General features: G+C 67.1%; 21 protein-coding genes and 1 pseudogene. 19 read left to right on the top strand and 3 right to left on the bottom strand.

Annotated elements, in window-relative coordinates:
• Positions 1–394: 394 nt before the first annotated feature.
• From VGG53_RS21225 to VGG53_RS21185, 9 genes and pseudogenes are all read left to right on the top strand, one after another.
• Positions 395–658, top strand: a complete 264-nt coding sequence (locus VGG53_RS21225; RefSeq protein ID WP_331520075.1) for a glutaredoxin family protein — start codon at positions 395–397, stop codon at positions 656–658.
• Between the two features lie 97 nt (positions 659–755).
• Positions 756–2,102 (top strand): glutamyl-tRNA reductase, encoded by a 1,347-nt coding sequence (locus VGG53_RS21220; protein WP_331520074.1) that lies wholly within the window; start codon positions 756–758, stop codon positions 2,100–2,102.
• Position 2,103: 1 nt separating this feature from the next.
• Positions 2,104–3,091: pseudogene (hemC, locus tag VGG53_RS21215) on the top strand (hydroxymethylbilane synthase).
• Complete coding sequence (locus VGG53_RS21210; RefSeq protein ID WP_331520072.1) at positions 3,072–4,733, top strand: bifunctional uroporphyrinogen-III C-methyltransferase/uroporphyrinogen-III synthase; 1,662 nt, start codon at positions 3,072–3,074, stop codon at positions 4,731–4,733. The pseudogene hemC and the gene VGG53_RS21210 overlap by 20 nt, the downstream one beginning before the upstream one ends.
• 3 nt (positions 4,734–4,736) lie before the next feature.
• Complete coding sequence (gene hemB, locus VGG53_RS21205; protein WP_331520071.1) at positions 4,737–5,717, top strand: porphobilinogen synthase; 981 nt, start codon at positions 4,737–4,739, stop codon at positions 5,715–5,717.
• Positions 5,714–6,136 carry a hypothetical protein gene (locus tag VGG53_RS21200; protein WP_331520070.1) on the top strand — a complete coding sequence of 141 codons (423 nt, stop codon included), beginning with the start codon at positions 5,714–5,716 and terminating at the stop codon, positions 6,134–6,136. Before hemB ends, VGG53_RS21200 begins: the two co-directional genes overlap by 4 nt.
• A gap of 54 nt (positions 6,137–6,190) precedes the next feature.
• The gene (locus tag VGG53_RS21195) at positions 6,191–6,736 is read left to right on the top strand and encodes a DUF3093 domain-containing protein (protein WP_414689022.1); all 546 of its coding nucleotides are present in this window, start codon (positions 6,191–6,193) and stop codon (positions 6,734–6,736) included.
• Positions 6,733–6,987, top strand: coding sequence for a hypothetical protein (locus tag VGG53_RS21190; RefSeq protein ID WP_331520068.1), 255 nt, complete (start codon positions 6,733–6,735; stop codon positions 6,985–6,987). Before VGG53_RS21195 ends, VGG53_RS21190 begins: the two co-directional genes overlap by 4 nt.
• Positions 6,984–9,146 carry a cation-translocating P-type ATPase gene (locus tag VGG53_RS21185; protein WP_331520067.1) on the top strand — a complete coding sequence of 721 codons (2,163 nt, stop codon included), beginning with the start codon at positions 6,984–6,986 and terminating at the stop codon, positions 9,144–9,146. The genes VGG53_RS21190 and VGG53_RS21185 overlap by 4 nt, the downstream gene beginning before the upstream one ends.
• Here VGG53_RS21185 and VGG53_RS21180 read toward each other — a convergent pair.
• Complete coding sequence (locus VGG53_RS21180; RefSeq protein WP_414689024.1) at positions 9,113–9,919, bottom strand: alpha/beta hydrolase; 807 nt, start codon at positions 9,917–9,919, stop codon at positions 9,113–9,115. The two genes, VGG53_RS21185 and VGG53_RS21180, sit on opposite strands and share 34 nt — an antisense overlap.
• A 184-nt stretch (positions 9,920–10,103) precedes the next feature.
• Here VGG53_RS21180 and VGG53_RS21175 point away from each other — a divergent pair, with 184 nt between their 5' ends.
• Genes VGG53_RS21175 through VGG53_RS21165 form a run of 3 tightly spaced genes read left to right on the top strand, consistent with a single transcriptional unit; the run spans position 10,104 to position 12,969 of the window.
• Entirely contained in the window at positions 10,104–10,976 is an 873-nt protein-coding gene (locus VGG53_RS21175; RefSeq protein ID WP_331520066.1) for an oxygenase MpaB family protein, read from the top strand.
• Complete coding sequence (locus VGG53_RS21170) at positions 10,963–11,565, top strand: helix-turn-helix domain-containing protein (RefSeq protein WP_331520078.1); 603 nt, start codon at positions 10,963–10,965, stop codon at positions 11,563–11,565. Before VGG53_RS21175 ends, VGG53_RS21170 begins: the two co-directional genes overlap by 14 nt.
• Positions 11,566–11,604: 39 nt before the next feature.
• The gene (locus VGG53_RS21165; RefSeq protein WP_331520065.1) at positions 11,605–12,969 is read left to right on the top strand and encodes an amino acid permease; all 1,365 of its coding nucleotides are present in this window, start codon (positions 11,605–11,607) and stop codon (positions 12,967–12,969) included.
• Here VGG53_RS21165 and VGG53_RS21160 read toward each other — a convergent pair.
• Positions 12,966–13,361, bottom strand: a complete 396-nt coding sequence (locus tag VGG53_RS21160) for a nitroreductase family deazaflavin-dependent oxidoreductase (protein WP_331520064.1) — start codon at positions 13,359–13,361, stop codon at positions 12,966–12,968. The genes VGG53_RS21165 and VGG53_RS21160 overlap by 4 nt on opposite strands.
• 197 nt (positions 13,362–13,558) lie before the next feature.
• Entirely contained in the window at positions 13,559–14,806 is a 1,248-nt protein-coding gene (locus VGG53_RS21155) for a PucR family transcriptional regulator (RefSeq protein ID WP_331520063.1), read from the bottom strand.
• Positions 14,807–14,949: 143 nt separating this feature from the next.
• Here VGG53_RS21155 and VGG53_RS21150 point away from each other — a divergent pair, with 143 nt between their 5' ends.
• The 7 genes from VGG53_RS21150 to VGG53_RS21120 all read left to right on the top strand — a co-directional run bounded on the left by VGG53_RS21150 (position 14,950) and on the right by VGG53_RS21120 (position 21,093).
• The gene (locus tag VGG53_RS21150) at positions 14,950–16,089 is read left to right on the top strand and encodes a histidine phosphatase family protein (RefSeq protein ID WP_331520062.1); all 1,140 of its coding nucleotides are present in this window, start codon (positions 14,950–14,952) and stop codon (positions 16,087–16,089) included.
• A 13-nt stretch (positions 16,090–16,102) separates the two neighbouring features.
• A complete protein-coding gene (locus tag VGG53_RS21145) occupies positions 16,103–17,242 on the top strand; it encodes a phosphoglycerate mutase family protein (RefSeq protein WP_331520060.1) in 1,140 nt (379 codons plus the stop codon).
• Between the two features lie 71 nt (positions 17,243–17,313).
• Entirely contained in the window at positions 17,314–17,700 is a 387-nt protein-coding gene (locus tag VGG53_RS21140) for a hypothetical protein (protein WP_331520058.1), read from the top strand.
• Positions 17,701–17,799: 99 nt separating this feature from the next.
• Positions 17,800–19,110: a glutamate-1-semialdehyde 2,1-aminomutase gene (gene hemL / locus VGG53_RS21135; RefSeq protein ID WP_331520057.1), complete on the top strand. Its 1,311-nt coding sequence runs from the start codon at positions 17,800–17,802 to the stop codon at positions 19,108–19,110.
• The gene (locus VGG53_RS21130; protein WP_331520056.1) at positions 19,110–19,718 is read left to right on the top strand and encodes a histidine phosphatase family protein; all 609 of its coding nucleotides are present in this window, start codon (positions 19,110–19,112) and stop codon (positions 19,716–19,718) included. The genes hemL and VGG53_RS21130 overlap by 1 nt, the downstream gene beginning before the upstream one ends.
• 41 nt (positions 19,719–19,759) lie before the next feature.
• Positions 19,760–20,329, top strand: coding sequence for a TlpA disulfide reductase family protein (locus tag VGG53_RS21125; RefSeq protein WP_331520077.1), 570 nt, complete (start codon positions 19,760–19,762; stop codon positions 20,327–20,329).
• The gene (locus VGG53_RS21120; protein WP_331520055.1) at positions 20,326–21,093 is read left to right on the top strand and encodes a cytochrome c biogenesis CcdA family protein; all 768 of its coding nucleotides are present in this window, start codon (positions 20,326–20,328) and stop codon (positions 21,091–21,093) included. The genes VGG53_RS21125 and VGG53_RS21120 overlap by 4 nt, the downstream gene beginning before the upstream one ends.
• Positions 21,094–21,100 lie beyond the last annotated feature (7 nt).

Here is a 21,100-nt window from a genome sequence, read left to right as displayed (position 1 = left end):
GCTGGGGGCGGCGGCGTAGGTCGAAACCAGCCCACTACCGCCAAACCGGTAGCAATCAGCGCAATCGCCAGCGCAAGGAATGTCGGCCAGCGCGAGGGTTCGCGCGGCGGCGCAGGCGGCCATGGCGGCGGTCCGCCCTGCGCGCCAGGAAACTCGCCCGACGTGGATGGAAACCCACTAGCACCGCGGCCGTGCGAAGGCCCGCTTGGCGGATTTTCCGACATAGGGCGATGTTATCGCTGATCAACGATTCCGGTATTCAGCTTCTGGCTGCTGAGCATCGCGGCGGATTTGTTGTCGCAGTTCAACGGCTTGCGCCGCGCCACACCGAAACCCCGGCGACGGCGATCATCGCGGCTGCCTTTCCCGATGCCCCAACCGGCACACTGGACCCATGGCCCGCCCACAGATCGACCTGCTCACCCGCGCCGGCTGCACGATCTGCGACGGCGTCCACGCACACCTCAAGCAGCTCGCCGAAGAACTCGACTTCGACCTGTCGACCACCGATGTCGACCAAGCCGCGCAACAAGGCGACACCACCCTGAGAGCAGAATTCGGCGACCGGCTACCGGTGGTGTTGCTCGACGGCCGCGAGCACAGCTACTGGGAGGTCGACGAGCCACGGCTACGCAAAGATCTTGCCAGCCGCAGGTGACCGCGGCGGAAATTTGGTGGCCCACCAGGTAACCGTCTACGGTGGACATCAGTCAATTCACCGGTGTTAGCAAGGGAGCAGGCCAGGTGATTCAGCCGTGAGCGTCCTGCTTTTCGGTGTGTCGCACCGCAGCGCGCCGGTCTCCGTTCTGGAGCAGCTCAGCACTGACGAATCCGAGCAAGTCAAGATCGTCGACCGGATCATGCAGTCGCCGCTGGTGACCGAGGCCATGGTGCTGTCTACCTGCAACCGCGTCGAGGTCTACGCGGTCGTCGACGCCTTCCACGGCGGCCTGTCGGCCATCGGCCAGGTGCTCGCCGAGCAGTCCGGGATGTCAGTGCCCGACCTGACCAAATACGCCTACGTCCGCTACAGCGAGGCCGCAGTCGAGCATTTATTCGCCGTGGCCAGCGGCCTGGATTCGGCGGTGGTCGGCGAGCAGCAGGTGCTCGGCCAGGTCCGTCGCGCCTACGCCGCTGCCGAGGCCAACCGCACCGTCGGCCGGGTGCTGCATGAGCTGGCCCAGCGTGCGCTGGCGGTCGGCAAGCGCGTGCACTCCGAAACCGGCATTGACGCCGCGGGCGCATCGGTGGTTTCCGTCGCACTCGGCATGGCCGACACCAAAGTCGGTGGCCTGCAGGGCAAGACCGCCGTCGTTGTCGGCGCCGGAGCGATGGGCGCGCTGTCGGCGGCCCACCTGACCCGGGCCGGGATCCGGCATGTCTACATCGTGAACCGGTCGCTGCCCCGCGCGCAGCGGCTGGCCCGCAAAATCCGCGAATCCGATGCCGCCGCTGAGGCATTGAGCCTGGAAAACCTGGCCACCGCGCTGGCCGACGCCGATGTCGTGATCAGCTGCACCGGGGCGGTGCGCCCAGTGGTCTCGCTGGCTGACGTGCACAACGCCCTGGCCGCTGCCAGTCGCGAGACGGATCAGCCGCTGGTGATCTGCGATTTGGGCATGCCGCGCGACGTCGACCCGGCCGTGTCCGGGCTGCCGGGTGTCTGGGTGGTCGACATGGACCGTGTGCAGCGGGAACCGTCGGCGCGAGCCGCGGCGGCCGATGCTGAAGCGGCCCGCCACCTCGTCGCTGCCGAAGTCGCCACCTACCTGGCCGGGCAGCGAATGGCCGAGGTCACCCCGACCGTGACCGCGCTGCGCCAGCGCGCCGCCGACGTCGTCGAGGCCGAATTGCTGCGCCTGGACCACCGCCTGCCCGGACTCGAAACCACCCACCGTGACGAGGTCGCTCGCACCGTGCGCCGAGTGGTTGACAAGCTGCTGCACGCGCCCACGGTGCGGATCAAGCAACTGGCCAGCGCTCCCGGCGGCGACAGCTACGCCGAGGCGCTGCGCGAGCTGTTCGAGCTCGACCAGACCGCCGTCGACGCCGTCGCTACCGCGGGCGAATTACCCTCTCTACCAACAGATTCCACAGAATAGCTTGACCGAGGTAATCCGGATCGGTACCCGCGGCAGCTTGCTGGCCACCACCCAAGCCGGCGGCATCCGAGATGCCCTGCTGGCTAACGGTCATCCCGCCGAACTGGTGATCATCAGCACCGAGGGCGACCAGTCGTCCGAGCCGATCGCCGACATCGGTGTCGGCGTTTTCACCGCCGCATTGCGCGAAGCCATCGACGACGGCCGGGTCGACATGGCGGTGCATTCATACAAAGACTTGCCGACGGCCGACGATCCGCGGTTCGTGATCGCCGCCATCCCGCCGCGGGAAGACGCCCGCGATGCGCTGGTGGCCCGCGATGGATTGGTGCTGGGAGAGCTGCCGACCGGCGCAATCGTGGGCACTTCATCGCCCCGGCGGGCCGCGCAGCTTAGAGCATTGGGTCTCGGTTTGGAAATCCGCCCCCTACGAGGCAACCTAGACACCAGGTTGAACAGGGTTAGCAGTGGTGATCTGGACGCGATCGTGGTTGCCCGGGCGGGTCTGACCCGACTGGGACGTCTCGACGACGTCACCGAGACGCTGGAGCCGGTGCAGATGTTGCCGGCGCCGGCTCAAGGGGCGCTCGCGGTGGAGTGCCGTGCCGGGGATTCTCGGCTGGCACAACTGCTGGCAGAGCTGGACGACGCCGACACCCGCGCGGCCGTCACCGCCGAGCGTGCCCTGCTCGCCGAACTGGAGGCGGGCTGTTCCGCGCCGGTGGGGGCCATCGCTGAGGTGGTCGAGTCCATCGACGAAGACGGCCGCGTCTTCGAGGAGCTGTCGCTGCGCAGCTGTGTGGCGGCGCTGGACGGATCCGACGTGATCCGCGCGTCCGGTATCGGCAGTCCGGAACGGGCACGGGAGCTCGGGCTCTCGGTGGCCGCCGAGCTGTTCGATTTGGGCGCACGGGAACTCATGTCGAGTGCGCGGTAGTAATCCCGCGCGCGGAACGAGTAGGAGCGACGATGACGACGCGAGGGCGTAAGCCGAGGCCCGGCCGCATCATGTTCGTGGGCTCGGGTCCCGGTGACCCGGCTCTGCTGACGACGCGGGCCGCTTCGGTACTGGCGAATGCCCCCCTGGTGTTCATTGACCCCGACGTGCCCGAGGCGGTGCTGGCGTTGATCGGCAAGGATTTGCCGCCGGTCTCCGGGCCCGCACCGGCCGAGCCGTCGGACAACGGAGCCATTGAGGGCGCAACGGGGATTGGCACCGACGAACAACCCACCGTGGTGGTGTCGGTGGGACCCGACATCCGGCCGGCTTTGGGCGATCCGGCTGAGGTGGCCAAAACCCTGGTCACCGAGGCCCGTACCGGGGCTGACGTAGTGCGGCTGGTGTCCGGTGACCCGCTGTCGGTGGACTCGGTGATCACTGAGGTGAACGCCGTGGCCCGCAGCCACCTGCACTTCGAGATCGTGCCTGGCCTGGCGGCCAGCGACGCGGTGCCGACCTACGCCGGGCTGCCGCTGGGCTCGTCGCACACCGTTGCCGACGTGCGCGGGGACGTGGACTGGGGCGCGTTGGCCGCCGGTCCCGGCCCGCTGATCCTGCAGGCCACGTCCTCGCACGTGGCCGACGCGGCCCGCACGCTGATCGAGTATGGCCTGGCCGACACCACGCCATGCGTGGTGACGTCCTGCGGGACCACGTGCGCGCAGCGTTCCGTGGAGTCCACGCTGGGCGGGCTGACCGATTCGAATCTGCTGCTGGGCTCCGACAGCACCGCGCCGTCGCCGGTGGTCGTCACGATCGGCAAGACGGTGGCCAACCGGGCCAAGCTGAACTGGTGGGAGAGCCGGGCCCTGTACGGGTGGACCGTGCTGGTGCCGCGAACCAAGGATCAGGCCGGCGAGATGAGCGAGCGGCTGACCGCGCACGGCGCGCTGCCGATCGAGGTGCCGACCATCGCCGTCGAGCCGCCGCGTAGCCCGGCGCAGATGGAGCGCGCGGTCAAGGGTCTGGTCGACGGCCGCTACCAGTGGGTGGTGTTCACCTCCACCAACGCGGTGCGCGCGGTGTGGGAGAAGTTCGGCGAGTTCGGTCTGGACGCCCGGGCGTTCTCCGGGGTGAAGATCGCCTGCGTCGGCGAATCGACCGCGGACCGGGTTCGCGCGTTCGGGATCAGCCCCGAGCTGGTGCCCTCCGGTGAGCAGTCGTCGCTGGGTCTGCTCGACGAATTCCCGGACTACGACAGCATTTTCGACCCGGTGAACCGGGTGCTGCTGCCGCGGGCAGACATCGCCACCGAGACGCTGGCCGAGGGTCTGCGCGACCGTGGCTGGGAGATCGAAGACGTCACCGCCTACCGCACGGTGCGGGCTGCCCCGCCGCCGGCGGCCACCCGCGAGATGATCAAGACCGGTGGTTTCGACGCGGTGTGCTTCACCTCGAGTTCGACGGTGCGCAACCTCGTCGGCATCGCCGGCAAGCCGCACGCGCGCACCATCGTTGCCTGCATCGGGCCGAAAACCGCTGAGACCGCAGCCGAATTCGGTTTGCGGGTCGACGTGCAACCCGAAACCGCCGCGGTGGGTCCGCTGATCGAGGCGCTGGCCGAGCATGCCGCCCGGCTGCGCGCCGAGGGTGCGCTGCCGCCGCCACGTAAGAAGAGCCGCAGGCGGTAGCTAATGAGCTACCCCCGGCAGCGGCCGCGTCGACTCCGGTCGACTCCGGCGCTGCGCCGGTTGGTGGCCCAAACGTCGCTGGAGCCAAGGCATCTGGTGTTGCCGATGTTCGTCGCCGACGGCATCGACGAGCCGGCGCCGATCACCTCGATGCCGGGCGTGGTGCAACACACCCGCGACTCGTTGCGCGCCGCCGCGGCCGATGCGGTGACTGCCGGGGTGGGCGGGTTGATGCTCTTCGGCGTGCCCCGCGCCGAGGACAAGGACGCGGCCGGGTCGGCGGGCTCGGATCCCGATGGCATCCTCAACGTGGCGCTGCGCGATCTGAGCAAGGATCTCGGCGACGCGACGGTGCTGATGGCCGACACCTGCCTGGACGAATTCACCGACCACGGCCACTGCGGCGTGCTGGACGAGCGCGGCCGGGTCGACAACGACGCCACGCTGAGCCGTTATGTGGAACTTGCTGTCGCACAGGCAGATTCGGGTGCTCACGTGGTCGGCCCGAGCGGCATGATGGACGGCCAGGTCGCGGCGATCCGGGACGGCCTGGACGCCGCCGGCCACCCCGACGTCGTCATCCTCGCCTACGCCGCCAAGTTCGCGTCGGCATTCTACGGCCCGTTCCGCGAAGCGGTGAGCTCCAGCCTGTCCGGCGACCGGCGCACCTACCAGCAGGATCCCGGCAACGCCCGCGAGGCATTGCGCGAAGTGCGGCTGGATCTCGAGGAGGGCGCCGACATCGTGATGGTCAAACCCGCCATGGGTTACCTGGACGTGGTGTCTGCCGCCGCGCAGATTTCGCCGGTGCCCGTCGCCGCCTACCAGGTGTCGGGGGAGTACGCGATGATCGCCGCGGCCGCAGCCAACGGCTGGATCGACGAGCGCGCCGCCGCACTCGAGTCGTTGACCAGCATCCGGCGCGCCGGCGCCGACATCGTGCTGACCTACTGGGCCGCCGGCGCGGCGAACTGGTTGTCGTGACCGGTCCGGTTGAACCCGGGCCACCGACCCGGCCGATCGACGTCGACACCGGCTTTTGGTTGTGGCTGGTGGCGACGCCGCTGATGGTGGTCGGCTACGTCGCCGACATGGTCGGCTCCTCGAACGGTCGCGGAGCCACGCCGGTCTACATTGCTTCGGGGCTGTTCACCCTGGTGCTGTGCGCCATCGTCGTGACATTCCTGATCCTGATGCGGGCCGGTTACCGCTGGGCCCGAACCGTTTTGACCGGCGGAGCCATCGCCACCGTCGTCTACGTCGCAATCCGGCTGTTCACGGTGACCTGGCCACCGGTGTATGCGGTCGCGTGCGGGGTCGCCGGAATCACCGGATCGGTACTGATCGCCGGAGGAATGTTCTTGTTGCACCGCCGCGACGCGCACAACTACTTCACCAGGTGAGCGCGCCGGACGGGAGTGACCCCAGGTGCTTTGTCCGCTCCCGCAGCAGGGATGATGGTTGACGTGACTGCCCGCACGGATACCGATGCAGCACCGCTCTTTCGCGAGGTCGGTGCCACCTGGTACTGGGTGCTGGCCGGCCCGGTGTCCGCCGCAATCATGCTGTGGATCGAAAGGTCCAACGGAAACGGCTGGCAGATCTCGGTTCCGGTGTTCTTCCTGGTGGTGCTGACCAGTTTCATTGCGCTGCAAGTCAAAGCGGCCCGCATCCACACCTCGGTCGAACTGACCGCGCAGGCGCTGCGCCAGGGTACCGAAACCATCCGGGTGTCCGAGATCGTCAAGGTCTATCCGGAACCCGATCATCCGTACGCATCAAAAAAAGAACTGGAACGCTGGCAATCCGCCCGTGCACTCGGTGAGCTGGTCGGAGTGCCCAAAGGCCGGGTCGGCATCGGGTTGCGGCTGACCGGCGGCCGCACCGCCCAGGCGTGGGCGCGCCGGCATCGACATCTGCGCAACCTGCTTACCCCACTGGTCGAGGAGCGCGTCGGACCCTACGAGCCACCGCCGGACGACGACGACAGTTCAGCCTGGTGATGGCCCGTTTACGCGCTTTCGTCGAGCTGGCCCTGGCCTGTGCTGCCGCCGTGGGCTGCGCCTTCAGCTGGTCGGCTGTGCGTTCCACGGTCACCGTCGCGCCCGTCGCCAAGGGCCAGCCAGTGACCACCGCGGTGGTCTTCAACCCCTCGCTTTTGCTGCTGACCCTGCTGCTGGCGACTGCCGCTGGAATGCTGGTGGTGGTCGGTGTCGCCCGCCTGCGGCGGGCCGGCCGACCCGCGACGGCATGACCACCACCGATCTCGATCTGCGCGGCATGAGCTGCGCGTCGTGCGCTGCCCGCGTCGAGGGCGCGTTGAACCGACTCGACGGTGTGCGCGCCGCGGTGAACTTCGCACTCGAGCGAGCCCATGTTCAACACGAGTCGGCGGTGTCGGCCGGCGATTTGATCGCAGCGGTGGAGTCGACGGGCTACCGGGCGTCGGTGGCCCCCGATCCTTTCGGTCGCAGCGACGACGAGTCACCGGATCGGTTGCGCCCGCGGCTCATCGGCTCGACGCTGCTGGCGATTCCGGTCGTGGCGGTGTCGATGGTGATGGGCTGGCAGTTCGCCGGGTGGCAGTGGCTGGCGCTGGCGTTGACGACGCCGATCGTGGCGTGGGGTGGCTATCCGTTTCACCGCGCGGCGCTGACCGGCGCCCGGCATGGCACCTCGACGATGGACACCCTGGCGTCACTGGGAACGCTGGCCGCCTATCTGTGGTCGACGGCGGCGGTGTTCCGCAGCACCGGCCCGGTCTACTTCGAGGTCGCGGCAGCGGTCACGGTGTTCCAACTGGCCGGCCGGTATGCCGAGGCGCGGGCCAAGCGCGCAGCCGGGGCGGCCCTGCGGTCGCTGCTGAGTCTGGGAGCCAAGAACGCCGTGGTGTTACGCGACGGCGACGAGGTACCGGTGCCGATCGGGGAACTAGAGATTGGCGACGTCGTCGTGGTGCGACCGGGTGAGCGCGTCGCCACTGACGGCGTAATCATCGATGGCACAACAGCATTGGACACTTCGGCGATCACCGGTGAGCCGATACCGGTAGACGTGGCCGCCGGCGACACCGTGGTCGGCGGCTCACTGAACACCTACGGCCGGGTGCTCGTGCGCGCGGCCCGGGTCGGCGCCGACACGCAGCTGGTCCGGATGGCCAAGCTGGTCAGCGACGCGCAGAACAACAAGGCGCCCGTGCAGCGGATGGCCGACCGCGTCTCGGCGATCGTCGTTCCGGCGGTGCTGGTGATCGCCGCGGCGACGATGGCCTGCTGGCTGCTGACCGGGCAGCCGGCCGCGTCGGCGTTCACCGCGGCCGTCGCGGTGCTGATCATCGCCTGCCCGTGCGCGCTCGGGCTGGCCACCCCGACCGCGATCCTGGTCGGCACCGGGCGCGGCGCGCAGCTGGGCATCCTGATCAAGGATCCGCGGCTACTGGAGACCGTCGACGGTGTCGACACCGTGGTGTTCGACAAGACCGGAACCGTGACGACCGGCGCGATGGCGGTACACGACGTGCAGCCGCGGCCCGGCGAGGACGCCGACGTCGTGCTGGCCCGCGCGGCGGCGGTCGAGTCGGCATCCGAGCACCCGGTAGCGGCGGCGATCGTGGCCGCCGCCCACGCCCGCGGCCTGGCGCCCCGCACCGGCCCCGACCTGTTCGTCAGCGATCCGGGCACCGGAGTGCTCGGTGTGGTCGACGGCGTCGAGGTGGTGGTGTCGCGCGCGGAATCGCTTGCCGGCGTTGACCTGCTGGTCCCGACGGCCCATCAGACGGCGGTCCAGGTTACGTGGGGCGGGCAGGTGCGTGGAGTCGTCACGCTGGCCGACCGGGTCAAGCCCGGCAGCGCCGAGGCAATCGCCGAGCTGAAGGCGATGGGCATCACCCCGATGCTGCTCACCGGCGACAGCGCCGCGGTGGCCCAGCGGGTCGCCGAGGCGGTGGGCATCGCACCGGCCGACGTGATCGCCGGTGTGCTGCCCACCGAAAAGGCTGACGCCGTCCAGCGTTTGCAGGCGCAGGGTCGGACGGTGGCCATGGTCGGCGACGGCGTCAACGACTCGGTGGCGCTGGCCGTCGCCGACATCGGCATGGCGATGGGCAGCGGCGCGGACTCCGCGATCGACGCAGGCGACCTGACGCTGATGCGCACCGACGTGCACACCGTGGCGACCGCGCTTCGGCTGTCGGCGCGCACCCTGCGCACGATCCGGATGAACCTGTTCTGGGCATTCGCCTACAACGCCGCGGCCATCCCGCTGGCGGCGATGGGTCTGCTCAACCCGATGATCGCCGGCGCAGCAATGGCCTGCTCGTCGCTACTCGTAGTGACAAATAGCTTGCGGCTCAGGCACTTTGACAATCAACTAGGTCAGGATCACAGCCAGGCCAGCTCGCCGGGCAGCTGCTGACGCCAGTACGCCTCGTCGTGTCCACCGGGCGAGAATCCACCCGCGGGCGGCGTGTGTAGTTGGGCGATGAATTGGTAAGTGGCCGGGGCGAACCGGTCGTCATTGCCGCAGTCGATCCGTAGCGGAATCGACGACAGTGCCGGCAGCCCGAATACGGTGTTGTGGGTCCAGTCGTCGTAGCTGTCGAACGCCCCGAGCGTGCTGGCGGTGTAGGACTGGTACAGCGCCGGGCTGACCGCGCAGATCCCGGCGGTGCGCGCGGGACCCAGCCGGGCGCCCAGTAGCAGCGCGCCGTAGGCGCCCATCGACCAGCCGATCAAGCCGATCCGCGACGTGTCCAGACCCATCGCCGGCAGCATCGGTATCAGCTCGTTGAGCACCATCGAGCCCGCGTCTTCGCCGCCGGCCCGGCGGTGCCAGTAGCTGTCGCCGCCGTCGACAGCTACCACCGCGAACGGCGGGCGTCCGGCCTTGACCAGATCGGCCAGCACTTGTTCGACGCCCAGGCTCATCACCTGTTTGGCGTTGCCGCGCACGCCGTGCAACGCGATCACCGCGCCCAGCGGCCCGGTCTGGCCTGGCGGCCTGGCGATGATGTAGTTCGTCTGTACACCGCCGCGGGCCGCCGAGATGAACGAGCCGGAAACCTTGGTCGGCAGTGGCGCTGCGACGGGTGGCGTCGGCGGTGCTGCGGGGTCGAAAGGGCTGGGGTCGGCCGGCACCTGCGTGGGATCGACCAGGGCGTCGAAGGACCAGATTCCCGCCGCCCCCATAACCGCACTAGCGCCCAGCCGCAGCGCAGCACGGCGGGAAAGCTCAGGCACGACCGATATGTTGCCCTCCTGATCAGCGGCGTCCACCACGGCACGCCGTATCCGTCGGCAACGTGCAGATCACATTTTGCCAACGTCTTTCGCTCGACTTGGTACAAAGATCGAAATATGTAACACTGTCCCAATGACTGAGCTGAGCGAGCCGTCTGCGCCGTCCGGAGTCGAAACGACGACTGACGCGCTGCCGTTGGGGCCGCAGTCGTTGGTGTGGCGCTACTTCGGCGACAACAGAATGTTCCTGATCGGGCCGCGGCCCGCCGTCCTGCAAAACATGCTCGCCGAGCTGGGACAGGGCGTGTTGGACCATTCGGTGTTCTTCAGTGACACCTCGGCGCGGATCAAGCGCTCGCTGCCGCCGATCTTCAAGACCGTCTACGGGTCCGACGAGGACAACACCGGCCAGCAGGTGCGTGACTTCCACCACCAGATCAAGGGCGAGATGCCCAGCGGTGAGCGGTATCACGCGCTGGATCCCGACACCTACTACTGGGCGCACGCCACCTTCGTCGAACAGGTGCTCTACTTCGCCGACACCTTCGTCAAACGTCTCACCGACGCGGAAAGGCAGCAGATCTACCTCGAGTCGAAGACCTGGTATCGCCGCTACGGCGTCAGCGAACGGCCGATGCCGGCCGACTATCAGGAGTTCGAGCGGTACTGGGACCACATGCTCGACCGCGTCATGATCGCGCACCCCACCGCGAAATACGGTGTGGGATATGTGACTAAAGGATTCCCATGCCCCAAGGGTGTGCCGCAGCCGGTGTGGCGGGTGCTCGCGCCGGTGTTCAACCCGGCCGCGGCGTTCCTGACCACCGGCGGCCTGCCGCCGCGGGCCCGCACGCTGCTCGGTCTGCCCTGGAGTGACCGCCAGGAGCGCCGCTACCAGCGGTTCGCCGCGGCGTGGCGGTCGCGGCCGGTGAACTGGCTCTGGGAGCGTCTGCCGATGCGACTGCGCTACAACGGATTTGCCAGTGCAGGCTATGCCCGCCGCTGACCCCGTCGACCCGGCCACCCAAGCGATCCTCGACGCCGCCGTCGTCGAGTTCCAGCAGCACGGCTTGCGGCGGGTCGCGCTCGACGACGTGGCCCGTCGCGCCGGAGTGAGCCGAACCACCATCTACCGGCGCTTCGCCGGCCGCGACGAGCTGGTTGCCGCCGTCATCGACCGCGAAAACGCGGTGCTTTTCGCTGACATCGCCGAAGAACTGAAAAGCCGTAGGCCACAGTCGAATTACTACGTCGAGGCGTTCACGCTGTCGATCATGCGGTTCCGGCAACACCGGGTGCTGACCCGGATGCTCGCCGAGGAGCCCGGCCTGATGCTCGAATTGGCCCGCCAGCACTGGGATGCCGCGGTCGAGCGGATGGCGGCAGCGCTGCGGGTGATCTTTCCCGGCGGCTTCGCCGAGCAGATCGGCGCGGACGCAGTCGACGAGCTGGCCGAGGTCATCCTGCGATACGCGGCGATGCTGCTGTTGTTTCCGGCTCGCCAGACACTGGTCGACGCCGAGGACATTCGGGAATTTGCCACCGCGCACTTCCTGCCCAGCCTGCCTGCGGTACTGCGCGCCGTGCCGGTCTGAATCGAGCGGGACCGCGCAGACGGGTGTTAGCGTCCCGTAATGGTGCAGACCGACGAGACGAGCGCCACACCGCATTTGCGCCAGGGCTTGTCGCAACGACAGCTGATGATGATCGCCATCGGCGGGATTATCGGCGCGGGGTTTTTCGTCGGGTCGGGCGTCGTCATCGGGAAGGCCGGTCCCGCAGCCTTTTTGACCTATGCGATCTGCGGTGTGCTGATCATCTTGGTGATGCGGATGCTCGGCGAGATGGCCACCGCCAACCCATCGACCGGCTCGTTCGCCGAATACGCCCGGCAAGCTCTGGGTGGCTGGGCAGGTTTCTCGGTGGGCTGGCTGTATTGGTACTACTGGGTGATCGTCGTCGGCTTCGAGGCGGTGGCCGGCGCGAAAGTCATCACCTACTGGTTCCACGCTCCGCTGTGGCTGTTGTCGCTGATCTTGATGGTATTGATGACCGCCACGAATTTGCTGTCGGTCTCGTCCTATGGCGAATTCGAATTCTGGTTCGCCGGAGTCAAAGTCGCGACCATCGTGCTCTTCCTGTTGCTCGGCACGATGTACGCGTTCGGGTGCTGGCCGCATCGGCATGCGGACTTTTCCAATCTGCACGCTCATGGCGGGTTCTTTCCCAATGGGGTGCATGGGGCCTTCGCCGCGGTCGTGGTGGTGATCTTTTCGATGGTCGGAGCCGAGGTCGCGACCATCGCCGCCGCCGAAACAGCCGATCCGCAGCGCGCTGTGCAGCGGGCGACCAACGCGGTGGCCGCCCGCATCGCGGTTTTCTTTGTGGGATCGGTCTTTCTGCTGACGGTGATACTGCCGTGGAACTCCCTGCAGGCCGGCTCGTCGCCGTTCGTGGCCGCGTTGATGCAGATCGGAATTCCGGGCGCCGATCATCTGATGAACGCCGTCGTGCTCACCGCGGTGCTGTCCTGCTTGAACTCCGGGCTGTACAGCGCATCCCGGGTGCTGTTCGTGCTCGCTGCTCAACACGAGGCGCCGGCCCGGATGCTCAAGATCAGCCGACGCGGGGTGCCCGCCCTCGCGATCGTGTGCTCCTCGGTAGTCGGCTTTCTGTGCGTCATCATGGCCGCGGTGGCGCCGGGCACGGTGTTTCTGTTCCTGCTCAACTCGTCCGGCGCCATCGTGCTGTTCGTCTACCTGTTGATTGCGTTGTCGCAGATCGTGTTACGACGCAAGACGCCACCGGAAAAGTTGCGGGTCAAGATGTGGTTCTTCCCGGCACTGTCGATCCTGACCGTGGCCGGCATCGTCGGCGTGCTCGTGCAGATGGCTTTCGACGACTCGGCCCGCGTCCAGTTCTGGCTCAGCCTGCTGTCCTGGGCCGTCGTGGTCGCGCTGTACTTCGTGACCAAACGCGTTGCGACCCGGGCTGATTAATCGGTTTTGGTCAGCAGAACTGCCTGCTCGAACGGGATCCTTGGAAAGACTCGCCGTCCCGCACCGGTGACGTGCGGCGCCGCCTGCTCCTTGGTGACGGTCTGCGGGTTGCTGACACCGAAAGTTTTGCCATGGCGTCGCATCCGCCCGCCACCGGCGGCATTGAGGTTCTTCAGCCAGTCGCGGTCGGGGCCGTAGCTCAGCAGGATCGCCACGCCGGGCTTTCCGTCAACCTCGGCGTTGAACGCGTTCAACGGGGTGCGGTAGGGCTTGCCGGAGCGCCGTCCGACGTGCTCGAGAATGGCGAACGACGGGGCCCAGCCGGCCCACATCCGCTGAATGGGGTTGGTCACGTGCCGGTTGAACCGAGCGAGACGTTGCGGTAGTTGCATACCGCCATCCAACTCTTAAAGCGCCCCCTAGCTCAACCCCCGTGGTTCACCATCAAGGCCTTCAATCGGATCGAGATGGCCATCGGCACCAGCCCGCGAGAGGATCGCGGCGGTGAACGGCGGTTATGGTGGGTTGAACGGGGCTGTTTTCCGACGCGACAGCACCCGCTATAGCGCGACGCGCCTCCAACAGCCATTCACCCTGACAACGGCGGACTGGTGGCGCCGCGCCACCGTAACGCTCCCAATGCCACAGCGACGTGCACACTGTTGTCTTTCAGTGGTTGTGGTAGCAACTCGTCGGCACGACCGAGCCTGCGCAACAAAGTGTTTCGATGTGTGAACAACCGCGCGGCTGCCTGCGAGGCGTTGCATTGCTCATGGACGAAGGTGAGGACACTCTGCTGGAGTTCGGCGTCTGCCGACTCGAAATCACCCAGTGTGTGTTTGATGAACCGGTCCGCCCGCTCAGGATCGGCGGTGATCAACGCGATGAGCTCGACGTCGGTGAAGCTGACGACCCGCTGGGTCGAGCCCATCCGCACCACCATGCGCTGAGTGGTGATTGCATCGAAATGGCTGCGCCGGAATCCCTCGATTCCAGCTGCGGTGGGCCCGAGCGCGATTCGCACGCCGGCCAATTGGCTCACCGCGCCGGCGACAGCGGCCAGGTCCGGACCATCGGCGCCGGGTAACCACACCCATCGGGTGGCCGCGCCGGCCAGCACCGACAATGGCCGGCGTCCTTCGGCATTGCGCGCCATCGCCTCGACGGCGCGGTCTAGATCGGAAAGCTTGGTGTTCGACTCGTCGCCCCAGATGACGGCGGCGGTGTGGTCCTGCCCGAGGCGGTAGCCGAGTCGGTTCTCGGCGTGTTGCCGGGTGATCGGCGCCCCGTCGAGGATGAGCGCGACGATCTCGCGGTGTTCGGCGTGCGTCCCGCGGGTCAGCGCCTCGCGTTCTACCTGTAGCTGGCGGTAGATCCCGGCGACCGTCTCGTCGATGAAAGATGCGATCGAACGCGCCGAGACGTCGAGCAGCTCATGTAGTTCGTCTTGGTCGGATGTCAGTGCGAACGCGACCTGCATCCACGCACGCCAGGCCACATTTTGTCCGATCCGATACGCATCCACGGCCGTCGACTCGTCCAGCCCTCGACGAATCAGGTAGCGAGCGATGGTCAGCGACTCGGGGCCGAGATTGGGCTGCACCGGCTCGCCGGGGTGACTGATGTTGGCGGCTGCCCAATGCAGCCGATTTGACCGATTGCTGCGGCGCACCGCCTCGGCGAGCACCGGATCGCCAGCGACGGTCTGCATGTACTCCGGGGTCAGCGTCGCCTTGTTCAGCTCTTCGAGTGGAGGCTCCTCGGGAGCGTCAAGGACGATCTTGGCGCCCTGTTGCATCAGCTCGCAGACCCGTTTCGACGGCAGTTCCCAGCCCACCGGTGCAGCGTACAGGCGTCGGTGCACTATGCACTATCACAAATTGATTTTGGTGCGAGATGCCCTTGTTCCCGAGGGTTGGAGCACAGACTATTAAGCCTAATGTAACGAAACTTTCAGGTTATTTTAAGGTGGGTGCCAGCATGCGGCTTCGGTATCGCCCGTACATCACAGCAGGCATTGCCGTCGTCGGCGCCGGCGTCATCGCCGTCACCCCGACGACCGCGCCGCTTCCCCACGTCTACGTGTCAGACATCCAGCTCACCTCTGGCGACGCAACGGACGTCATCATCGACGTCGTGCGGCACGCCCAGATGATTTCGCCGTTCGAAGACGAGCTCACCCCCTCTCCGGCGTTTCCGGGGGCTCCGCTGAGCGATCTCGGTCAGCAGCAGGCGCAGGACCTCGCGTCGAAACTGTTCGACCAGTTGGGTCCGCACGTCGCCGGAATCTTCGAGGGGCAGGGGCTCAGGGAGATGGAAACTGCGGCACCGTTCGCCGCGCTCGAGAACATGAGCGGCAACGTGCCGATACTGCCGGGGCTCGACGAGATCGACAGTGGCATTTACGCCCTCGATCCGATTGAGAGCCCTGGCGGCCAGCTTGCATTTCTGACCGCGGGCGCCTGGTCGCTGGGAGCTCCGTTCGGATTGGCGTTGGAGCAGGCCCCAGGCTCGTCCGATGTCAACGGTGTGGTGTTCGACGCGAGGTTCACCGGCGCCATCGACACGATGTACAACGCTCTGCTCGCCAATCCGGTTGTCAGCGACAACGACCAGATCACTGGTGTGGCGTTCAACAGCGAAGCGTCGATCTTCGTCTGGGCCCTAGACAACGTCAAAAACCCCGATCTGCCCTTTTTCATCAACCGCATCATCGAGGCCCACACCGTCCCCAACGGGCTGTCGACCGTCTTGCTGCCCAACACCGGTGTCGTCCAAATCGAGGGCAACCCCACCGACGGCTGGACGCTGGTCAGCTGGGACGGGCAAGCCATCCCGCAGGACCCCGATTTGCTGTCAAGCCTGTTCGTCGACGTGCGCGACGTGGCTCTGCCCACCCAAGCCGCGGAATGGAACATTTGGGAGGCCATTCTCGGCGGCGATTCGACGACGATAATGAACGCAGTTCAGACCGGATTCGAGCAAGTCGACTCGGCGCTGGCCCACTTCCCCGAATCGGTCTTCAATTCCATCGCCGACGCATTGACCAACGTCGTCGCGACGGAGGCCGGCGCACAATCCGGCACGGCGCTCAGCGACCTTCTCGCGACATTGTTCTGAGTCATAGGTCGACATGCGACTCGGTTATCGCCTCCACGTCATCGCAAGCGTCGCGCTCATCGGTGCCGGCGTCGTTGTCATCACCCCGACCGCCGCTGCCCTGCCCACAGTCCACGTGGCCCGCGTCAAGCTGACCAGCGGCGAGGCCCAAGATATCGTCATCGACATCATCCGGCACGGACAACGAATGCCCCCGTTCAACGAAGTCGTCACCCCGTCCCCGGACTATCCGGGACCTCCGCTCAGCGATCTCGGCCAGCAGCAGGCCCAGGACGTGGGAAACCAACTGTTCAACGAGCTGGGTCAGCACGTGGCCGGGATTTTCTCCGGGCAGTCCATCAGGGATATCGACACGGCGGCGCCGTTTGCCGCGCTCGAGCATCTGAGCGATAGCGTGCAGATCTTGCCCGGGCTCAACGAGATCGACAGCGGCATTTACGCAGGCGACCCGCTCGACAGCTTCGGCGGTTACCTGTACCAAGTGACCCCGTTTCTGTGGACGACGTTCGGATTGGTTTCGGTGCCTATCCCCGGTTCCAGTGACGTCAACGGGATCGTGTCCGACGCAAAGTTCACCGACGCCGTCGATGCGATGTACAACGCGGCGATGGCTAACCCGGTCGTCAGTGCGGACGGCCAGATCACCGATGTTGCCTTCAACAACGAGGCTGACGTCGCTTCCTGGGTGGCGCTGAACGTCAAAAACCCCGATATCCCGATCCTCTTGACCGGAACCGTCGAACAATTTCTCAACCCGAGCGGGGATGGGAATGCGTTGCTACCCGGCGGCGGCGTCGTCGAAATCGAGGGCAATCCGACCGACGGCTGGACGCTGGTCAGCTGGGACGGCCAACCCGTACCGGCGGATCCCGGATTGCTGACGAAGCTGGTCATGGAGTTGCGTGACCTCATCATTGCGCCGCAAACCGCGGGGTGGAACATTTTCGAGGCCGCCCTCGGCGGCGATCCGGCAACGCTGGAGACCGCGGTTCAGGCCGGGATACACAGCGTTGACGCGGCAATATTGCAGTTCCCCGAGGCGGTGCTCAACGACATCGTCGACGCGTTGCAGAACCTCGGTACCGGGATCGGCGCACAGGCGGCCGGCGAAGCAGGGATGAGTTTCGGCGACGTCGTCACGTCGTTGTTCTGACGCCGGGCTTGTTTCGACCCAACCAAGGCCAGGTCGGCATCGAATGCCTCCCAAGCACAAGGAGGATGACGATGACCTATCCCGCTGTCGACGATCTGCCCCAAGAAGCCACCTCCACCTTGCTGGGCGTATGTACGCAGCTGTCGCAGTCGCGATATCCAGGTCTGTCGCGATGGGCCGCCTCCGTGTCCGAGGCGCTGCGTGTCCGGCTGATATCTGTGACGACCGGCGTTCGCGTCGACGGCATCGGTACCGAATCCCGCCCACCTTTGGCCCTGCTCGACGGCGCTGAGCTCAAAGTGCTGCAGTCGGTCGTGCTCGCAGGATCCGCGGCCAGCGACGACCGATCAGTCGTCGAGTGGTGCTCCCGCATGGCCCGGCTCATCGTCGCCGACTTCTACCGCCGCGTATACGAGCAGGTGGCGATCGACGCCAAAGGCCGCCGCCATCGAAGGTGAGGAATGGCGGCGTGCGTGCCTGACTCGTTCCAGCGGTATCCAGCTGGACAACTACACCCTGTAGTCGGACCACTCCCAGTGGCTGGGACACTGGGGGACGTGTATATCGACGCCTCGGCGAAGCTGTTCGACGACGCCTGCGCGGTCATCCCCGGCGGGGTGAACTCGCCGGTGCGGGCCTTCAACGCGGTCGGCGGCACGCCACGCTTCATCACCGCGGCCGACGGCTACTGGCTCACCGACGCCGACGGCAACCGCTACGTCGACCTGGTCTGCTCGTGGGGGCCGATGATCCTGGGCCACGCGCACCCTTCGGTGGTGGATGCCGTCACCAAGGCCGCCGCCACCGGGCTGTCATTCGGGGCGCCGACACCGGCCGAAAGCGAACTGGCCGCCGAGATCATCGACCGAGTGTCACCGGTGGACCTGGTCCGACTGGTCAACTCCGGCACCGAGGCCACTATGAGCGCGGTGCGACTGGCCCGCGGATTCACCGGTCGCGCCAAGCTCGTCAAGTTCTCCGGCTGCTACCACGGCCACGTCGACGCGCTGCTTGCCGAGGCCGGATCCGGGGTCGCGACGCTGGGTCTACCGTCGTCACCGGGAGTCACCGGAGCTACCGCTGCCGACACGATTGTGCTGCCCTACAACGACATTGACGCCGTCCAGCAGACGTTTGAGCGTTTCGGCGACCAGATCGCAGCCGTCATCACCGAAGCCAGCCCCGGCAACATGGGCGTCGTCCCGCCCGCAACGGGCTACAACGCCGCGCTGAAGACGATCACCGCCGAACACGGCGCGCTGCTGATCGTCGACGAAGTGATGACCGGATTCAGGGTCAACCGAAGCGGTTGGTACGGAATCGATCCGGTCGACGCCGACCTGTTCACTTTCGGCAAGGTGATGAGTGGCGGACTGCCGGCCGCGGCATTTGGCGGCCGCGCCGAGGTGATGCAGCGCCTCGCGCCGCTGGGACCGGTGTACCAGGCCGGGACGTTGTCCGGGAACCCCGTGGCGGTCGCCGCCGGGTTGGCCACCCTGCGCGCCGCCGACGATGCGGTGTACAAGAGACTCGATGCCAATGCCGACCGGCTCGCCGGCCTGCTGTCCCTGGCGCTCACCGAAGCCGGTGTGCCACACCAGATCCCGCGGGCGAGCAACATGCTCAGCGTGTTCTTCGGCGATACGCCGGTCACCGATTTCGCGTCGGCGCGCGCCAGCGAGACGTGGCGTTTCGCACCCTTTTTCCACGCGCTGTTGGACGGAGGCGTCTATCCGCCCTGCAGCCCCTTCGAAGCGTGGTTCGTCTCGGCGGCGCTCGACGACGCCGCGTTCGCCCGTATCGCCGACGCTTTGCCTGTTGCGGCCCACAAGGCCGCGACTGCCGCAGCCAACGAGAGCAGGCCCTGATGGCCGAGCAGACCCGGGTGCACTTGATCCGCCACGGCGAGGTGTACAACCCCGATGGTGTGCTCTACGGACGGCTGCCCGGATTCCGCTTGTCCGACAAGGGAATTCGGCAGGCTCAGGCGGTGGCTGATGCGCTGGCCGACCGCGACATCGTCGCGGTGATCGCATCCCCGCTGCAGCGTGCGCAGGAAACCGCCGCACCGATCGCCGCCCGTCACAACCTGACCGTCGACACCGACCCCGACCTGATCGAGTCGGCCAACTTCTTCGAGGGCAAGCGGCTGGGACCCGGCGACGGTGCCTGGCGCGACCCCCGGTTCTGGTGGCAGCTGCGCAACCCGTTCATCCCGTCGTGGGGTGAGCCCTACAAGCAGATCGCGGCCCGCATGACGACCGCGATAGACAAGGCCCGCGCGCGGGCCGCCGGCCACGAAGCGGTGTGCGTCAGCCACCAGCTGCCGGTGTGGACGGGCCGGTTGTCGCTGACCGGCAAACGGCTCTGGCACGACCCGCGTCGGCGCGAATGCGCGGTCGGCTCGGTGACGTCGCTGGTGTATGACGGCGACCGGCTGGTCGACGTGCTGTACAGCGAGCCGGCACTCAGTTGACCAGGCGGCTGGCGTTCGTCGCCGTAGCGGTGGCCGGCCTGATGGCCGGCTGCTCCAGCGGAGACGACGCGGTCGCGCAAGGCGGCATCTTCGAATTCGTCTCGCCCGGAGGGAAAACCGACATCTTGTACGACCCGCCCGACCACCGCGGCCGGCCGGGACCCGTTTCCGGCCCGGAATTGATGGACCCGGCCCGCGCGGTGTCGGTCGACGATTTCGCCGGAAAGGTTGTCGTCATCAATGTCTGGGGGCAGTGGTGCGGGCCATGCCGGGCCGAAGCTGCTGCGCTGCAACAGGTCTACGACGCCACCCGCGCGAACGGGGTGGCGCTGCTGGGAATCGATGTGCGCGACAACAACCGGCAGGCGGCCCAGGACTTCGTCAAAGACCGCAAGGTGACGTTCCCGTCCATCTACGACCCGGCGATGCGCACCATGATCGCGTTCGGCGGCAAGTATCCGACCTCGGTGATCCCGTCCACGCTGGTACTTGACCGCAGCCACCGAGTGGCCGCGGTGTTCCTGCGCGAACTGCTTGCCGAGGATCTGCTGCCGGTGGTGCAACGGATCGCCGCAGAGCCCGCCGCGCCGCAAGCTCCGGGGCCGCAATGAGCGCCGGTTTCGCCGAAACCGCCGCCGCGGGACCGCTTTTGCTGGCGCTGGCGGTGTCCGTGCTCGCCGGCCTGGTGTCGTTCGCGTCGCCGTGTGTGGTGCCGCTGGTGCCCGGCTACCTGTCCTATCTGGCCGCCGTGGTCGGTGTCGACGAGGCGGACAACGCTCCGCCGCATGCGCGGTGGCGGGTCACCGGGTCGGCGGCGCTGTTCGTCGCCGGGTTCACGGTGGTGTTCTTGCTCGGGACGGTGGCGGTGCTGGGCATGACCACCGCGTTGATAGCCAATCAGCTTGTGCTGCAACGGGTCGGCGGGGTGCTGACCATCGTCATGGGCCTGGTGTTCGTGGGTTATGTGCCTGCGTTGCAACGTCAGCTCCGGTTCGCGCCCCGGCAATGGTCCACGCTGGCCGGGGCGCCGCTGCTGGGCGCGGTCTTCGCGCTGGGCTGGACGCCGTGTCTGGGCCCGACGCTGGCCGGAGTCATCACGGTGGCCTCGGCGACCGACGGCGCGAGCGTAGCGCGCGGAATCGCGTTGGTGATCGCCTACTGCCTCGGGCTGGGAATCCCGTTCGTGCTGTTGGCTTTTGGGTCGGCGTCGGCCGTCGCGGGCCTGGACTGGCTACGGCGACACACCAGGGCCTTGCAGATCTTCGGTGGCGTCCTGCTGATCGTCGTGGGCCTCGCGCTGGTCAGCGGTGCGTGGAGCGACTTCGTGTCCTGGCTGCGCGACGCGTTCGTATCCGACGTGAGGTTGCCGATTTGACCCCGCG

This window comes from Mycobacterium sp., from assembly GCF_036490025.1.
GTDB lineage: Bacteria > Actinomycetota > Actinomycetes > Mycobacteriales > Mycobacteriaceae > Mycobacterium.
The sequence above is the reverse complement of the archived record's forward strand: the minus strand, read 5'-3'. Positions and strand labels throughout refer to the sequence as shown.

Coding starts and splice junctions, on each gene's coding strand:
- VGG53_RS21225 (WP_331520075.1), top strand. CDS start 395: ATGGCCCGCCCACAGATCGACCTGCTCACCCGCGCCGGCTGCACGATC.
- VGG53_RS21210 (WP_331520072.1), top strand. CDS start 3,072: ATGACGACGCGAGGGCGTAAGCCGAGGCCCGGCCGCATCATGTTCGTG.
- hemB (WP_331520071.1), top strand. CDS start 4,737: ATGAGCTACCCCCGGCAGCGGCCGCGTCGACTCCGGTCGACTCCGGCG.
- VGG53_RS21195 (WP_414689022.1), top strand. CDS start 6,191: ATGGTTGACGTGACTGCCCGCACGGATACCGATGCAGCACCGCTCTTT.
- VGG53_RS21185 (WP_331520067.1), top strand. CDS start 6,984: ATGACCACCACCGATCTCGATCTGCGCGGCATGAGCTGCGCGTCGTGC.
- VGG53_RS21180 (WP_414689024.1), bottom strand. CDS start 9,919: ATGGGGGCGGCGGGAATCTGGTCCTTCGACGCCCTGGTCGATCCCACG.
- VGG53_RS21175 (WP_331520066.1), top strand. CDS start 10,104: ATGACTGAGCTGAGCGAGCCGTCTGCGCCGTCCGGAGTCGAAACGACG.
- VGG53_RS21170 (WP_331520078.1), top strand. CDS start 10,963: ATGCCCGCCGCTGACCCCGTCGACCCGGCCACCCAAGCGATCCTCGAC.
- VGG53_RS21165 (WP_331520065.1), top strand. CDS start 11,605: ATGGTGCAGACCGACGAGACGAGCGCCACACCGCATTTGCGCCAGGGC.
- VGG53_RS21160 (WP_331520064.1), bottom strand. CDS start 13,361: ATGCAACTACCGCAACGTCTCGCTCGGTTCAACCGGCACGTGACCAAC.
- VGG53_RS21150 (WP_331520062.1), top strand. CDS start 14,950: ATGCGGCTTCGGTATCGCCCGTACATCACAGCAGGCATTGCCGTCGTC.
- VGG53_RS21145 (WP_331520060.1), top strand. CDS start 16,103: ATGCGACTCGGTTATCGCCTCCACGTCATCGCAAGCGTCGCGCTCATC.
- VGG53_RS21140 (WP_331520058.1), top strand. CDS start 17,314: ATGACCTATCCCGCTGTCGACGATCTGCCCCAAGAAGCCACCTCCACC.
- VGG53_RS21130 (WP_331520056.1), top strand. CDS start 19,110: ATGGCCGAGCAGACCCGGGTGCACTTGATCCGCCACGGCGAGGTGTAC.
- VGG53_RS21125 (WP_331520077.1), top strand. CDS start 19,760: ATGGCCGGCTGCTCCAGCGGAGACGACGCGGTCGCGCAAGGCGGCATC.
- VGG53_RS21120 (WP_331520055.1), top strand. CDS start 20,326: ATGAGCGCCGGTTTCGCCGAAACCGCCGCCGCGGGACCGCTTTTGCTG.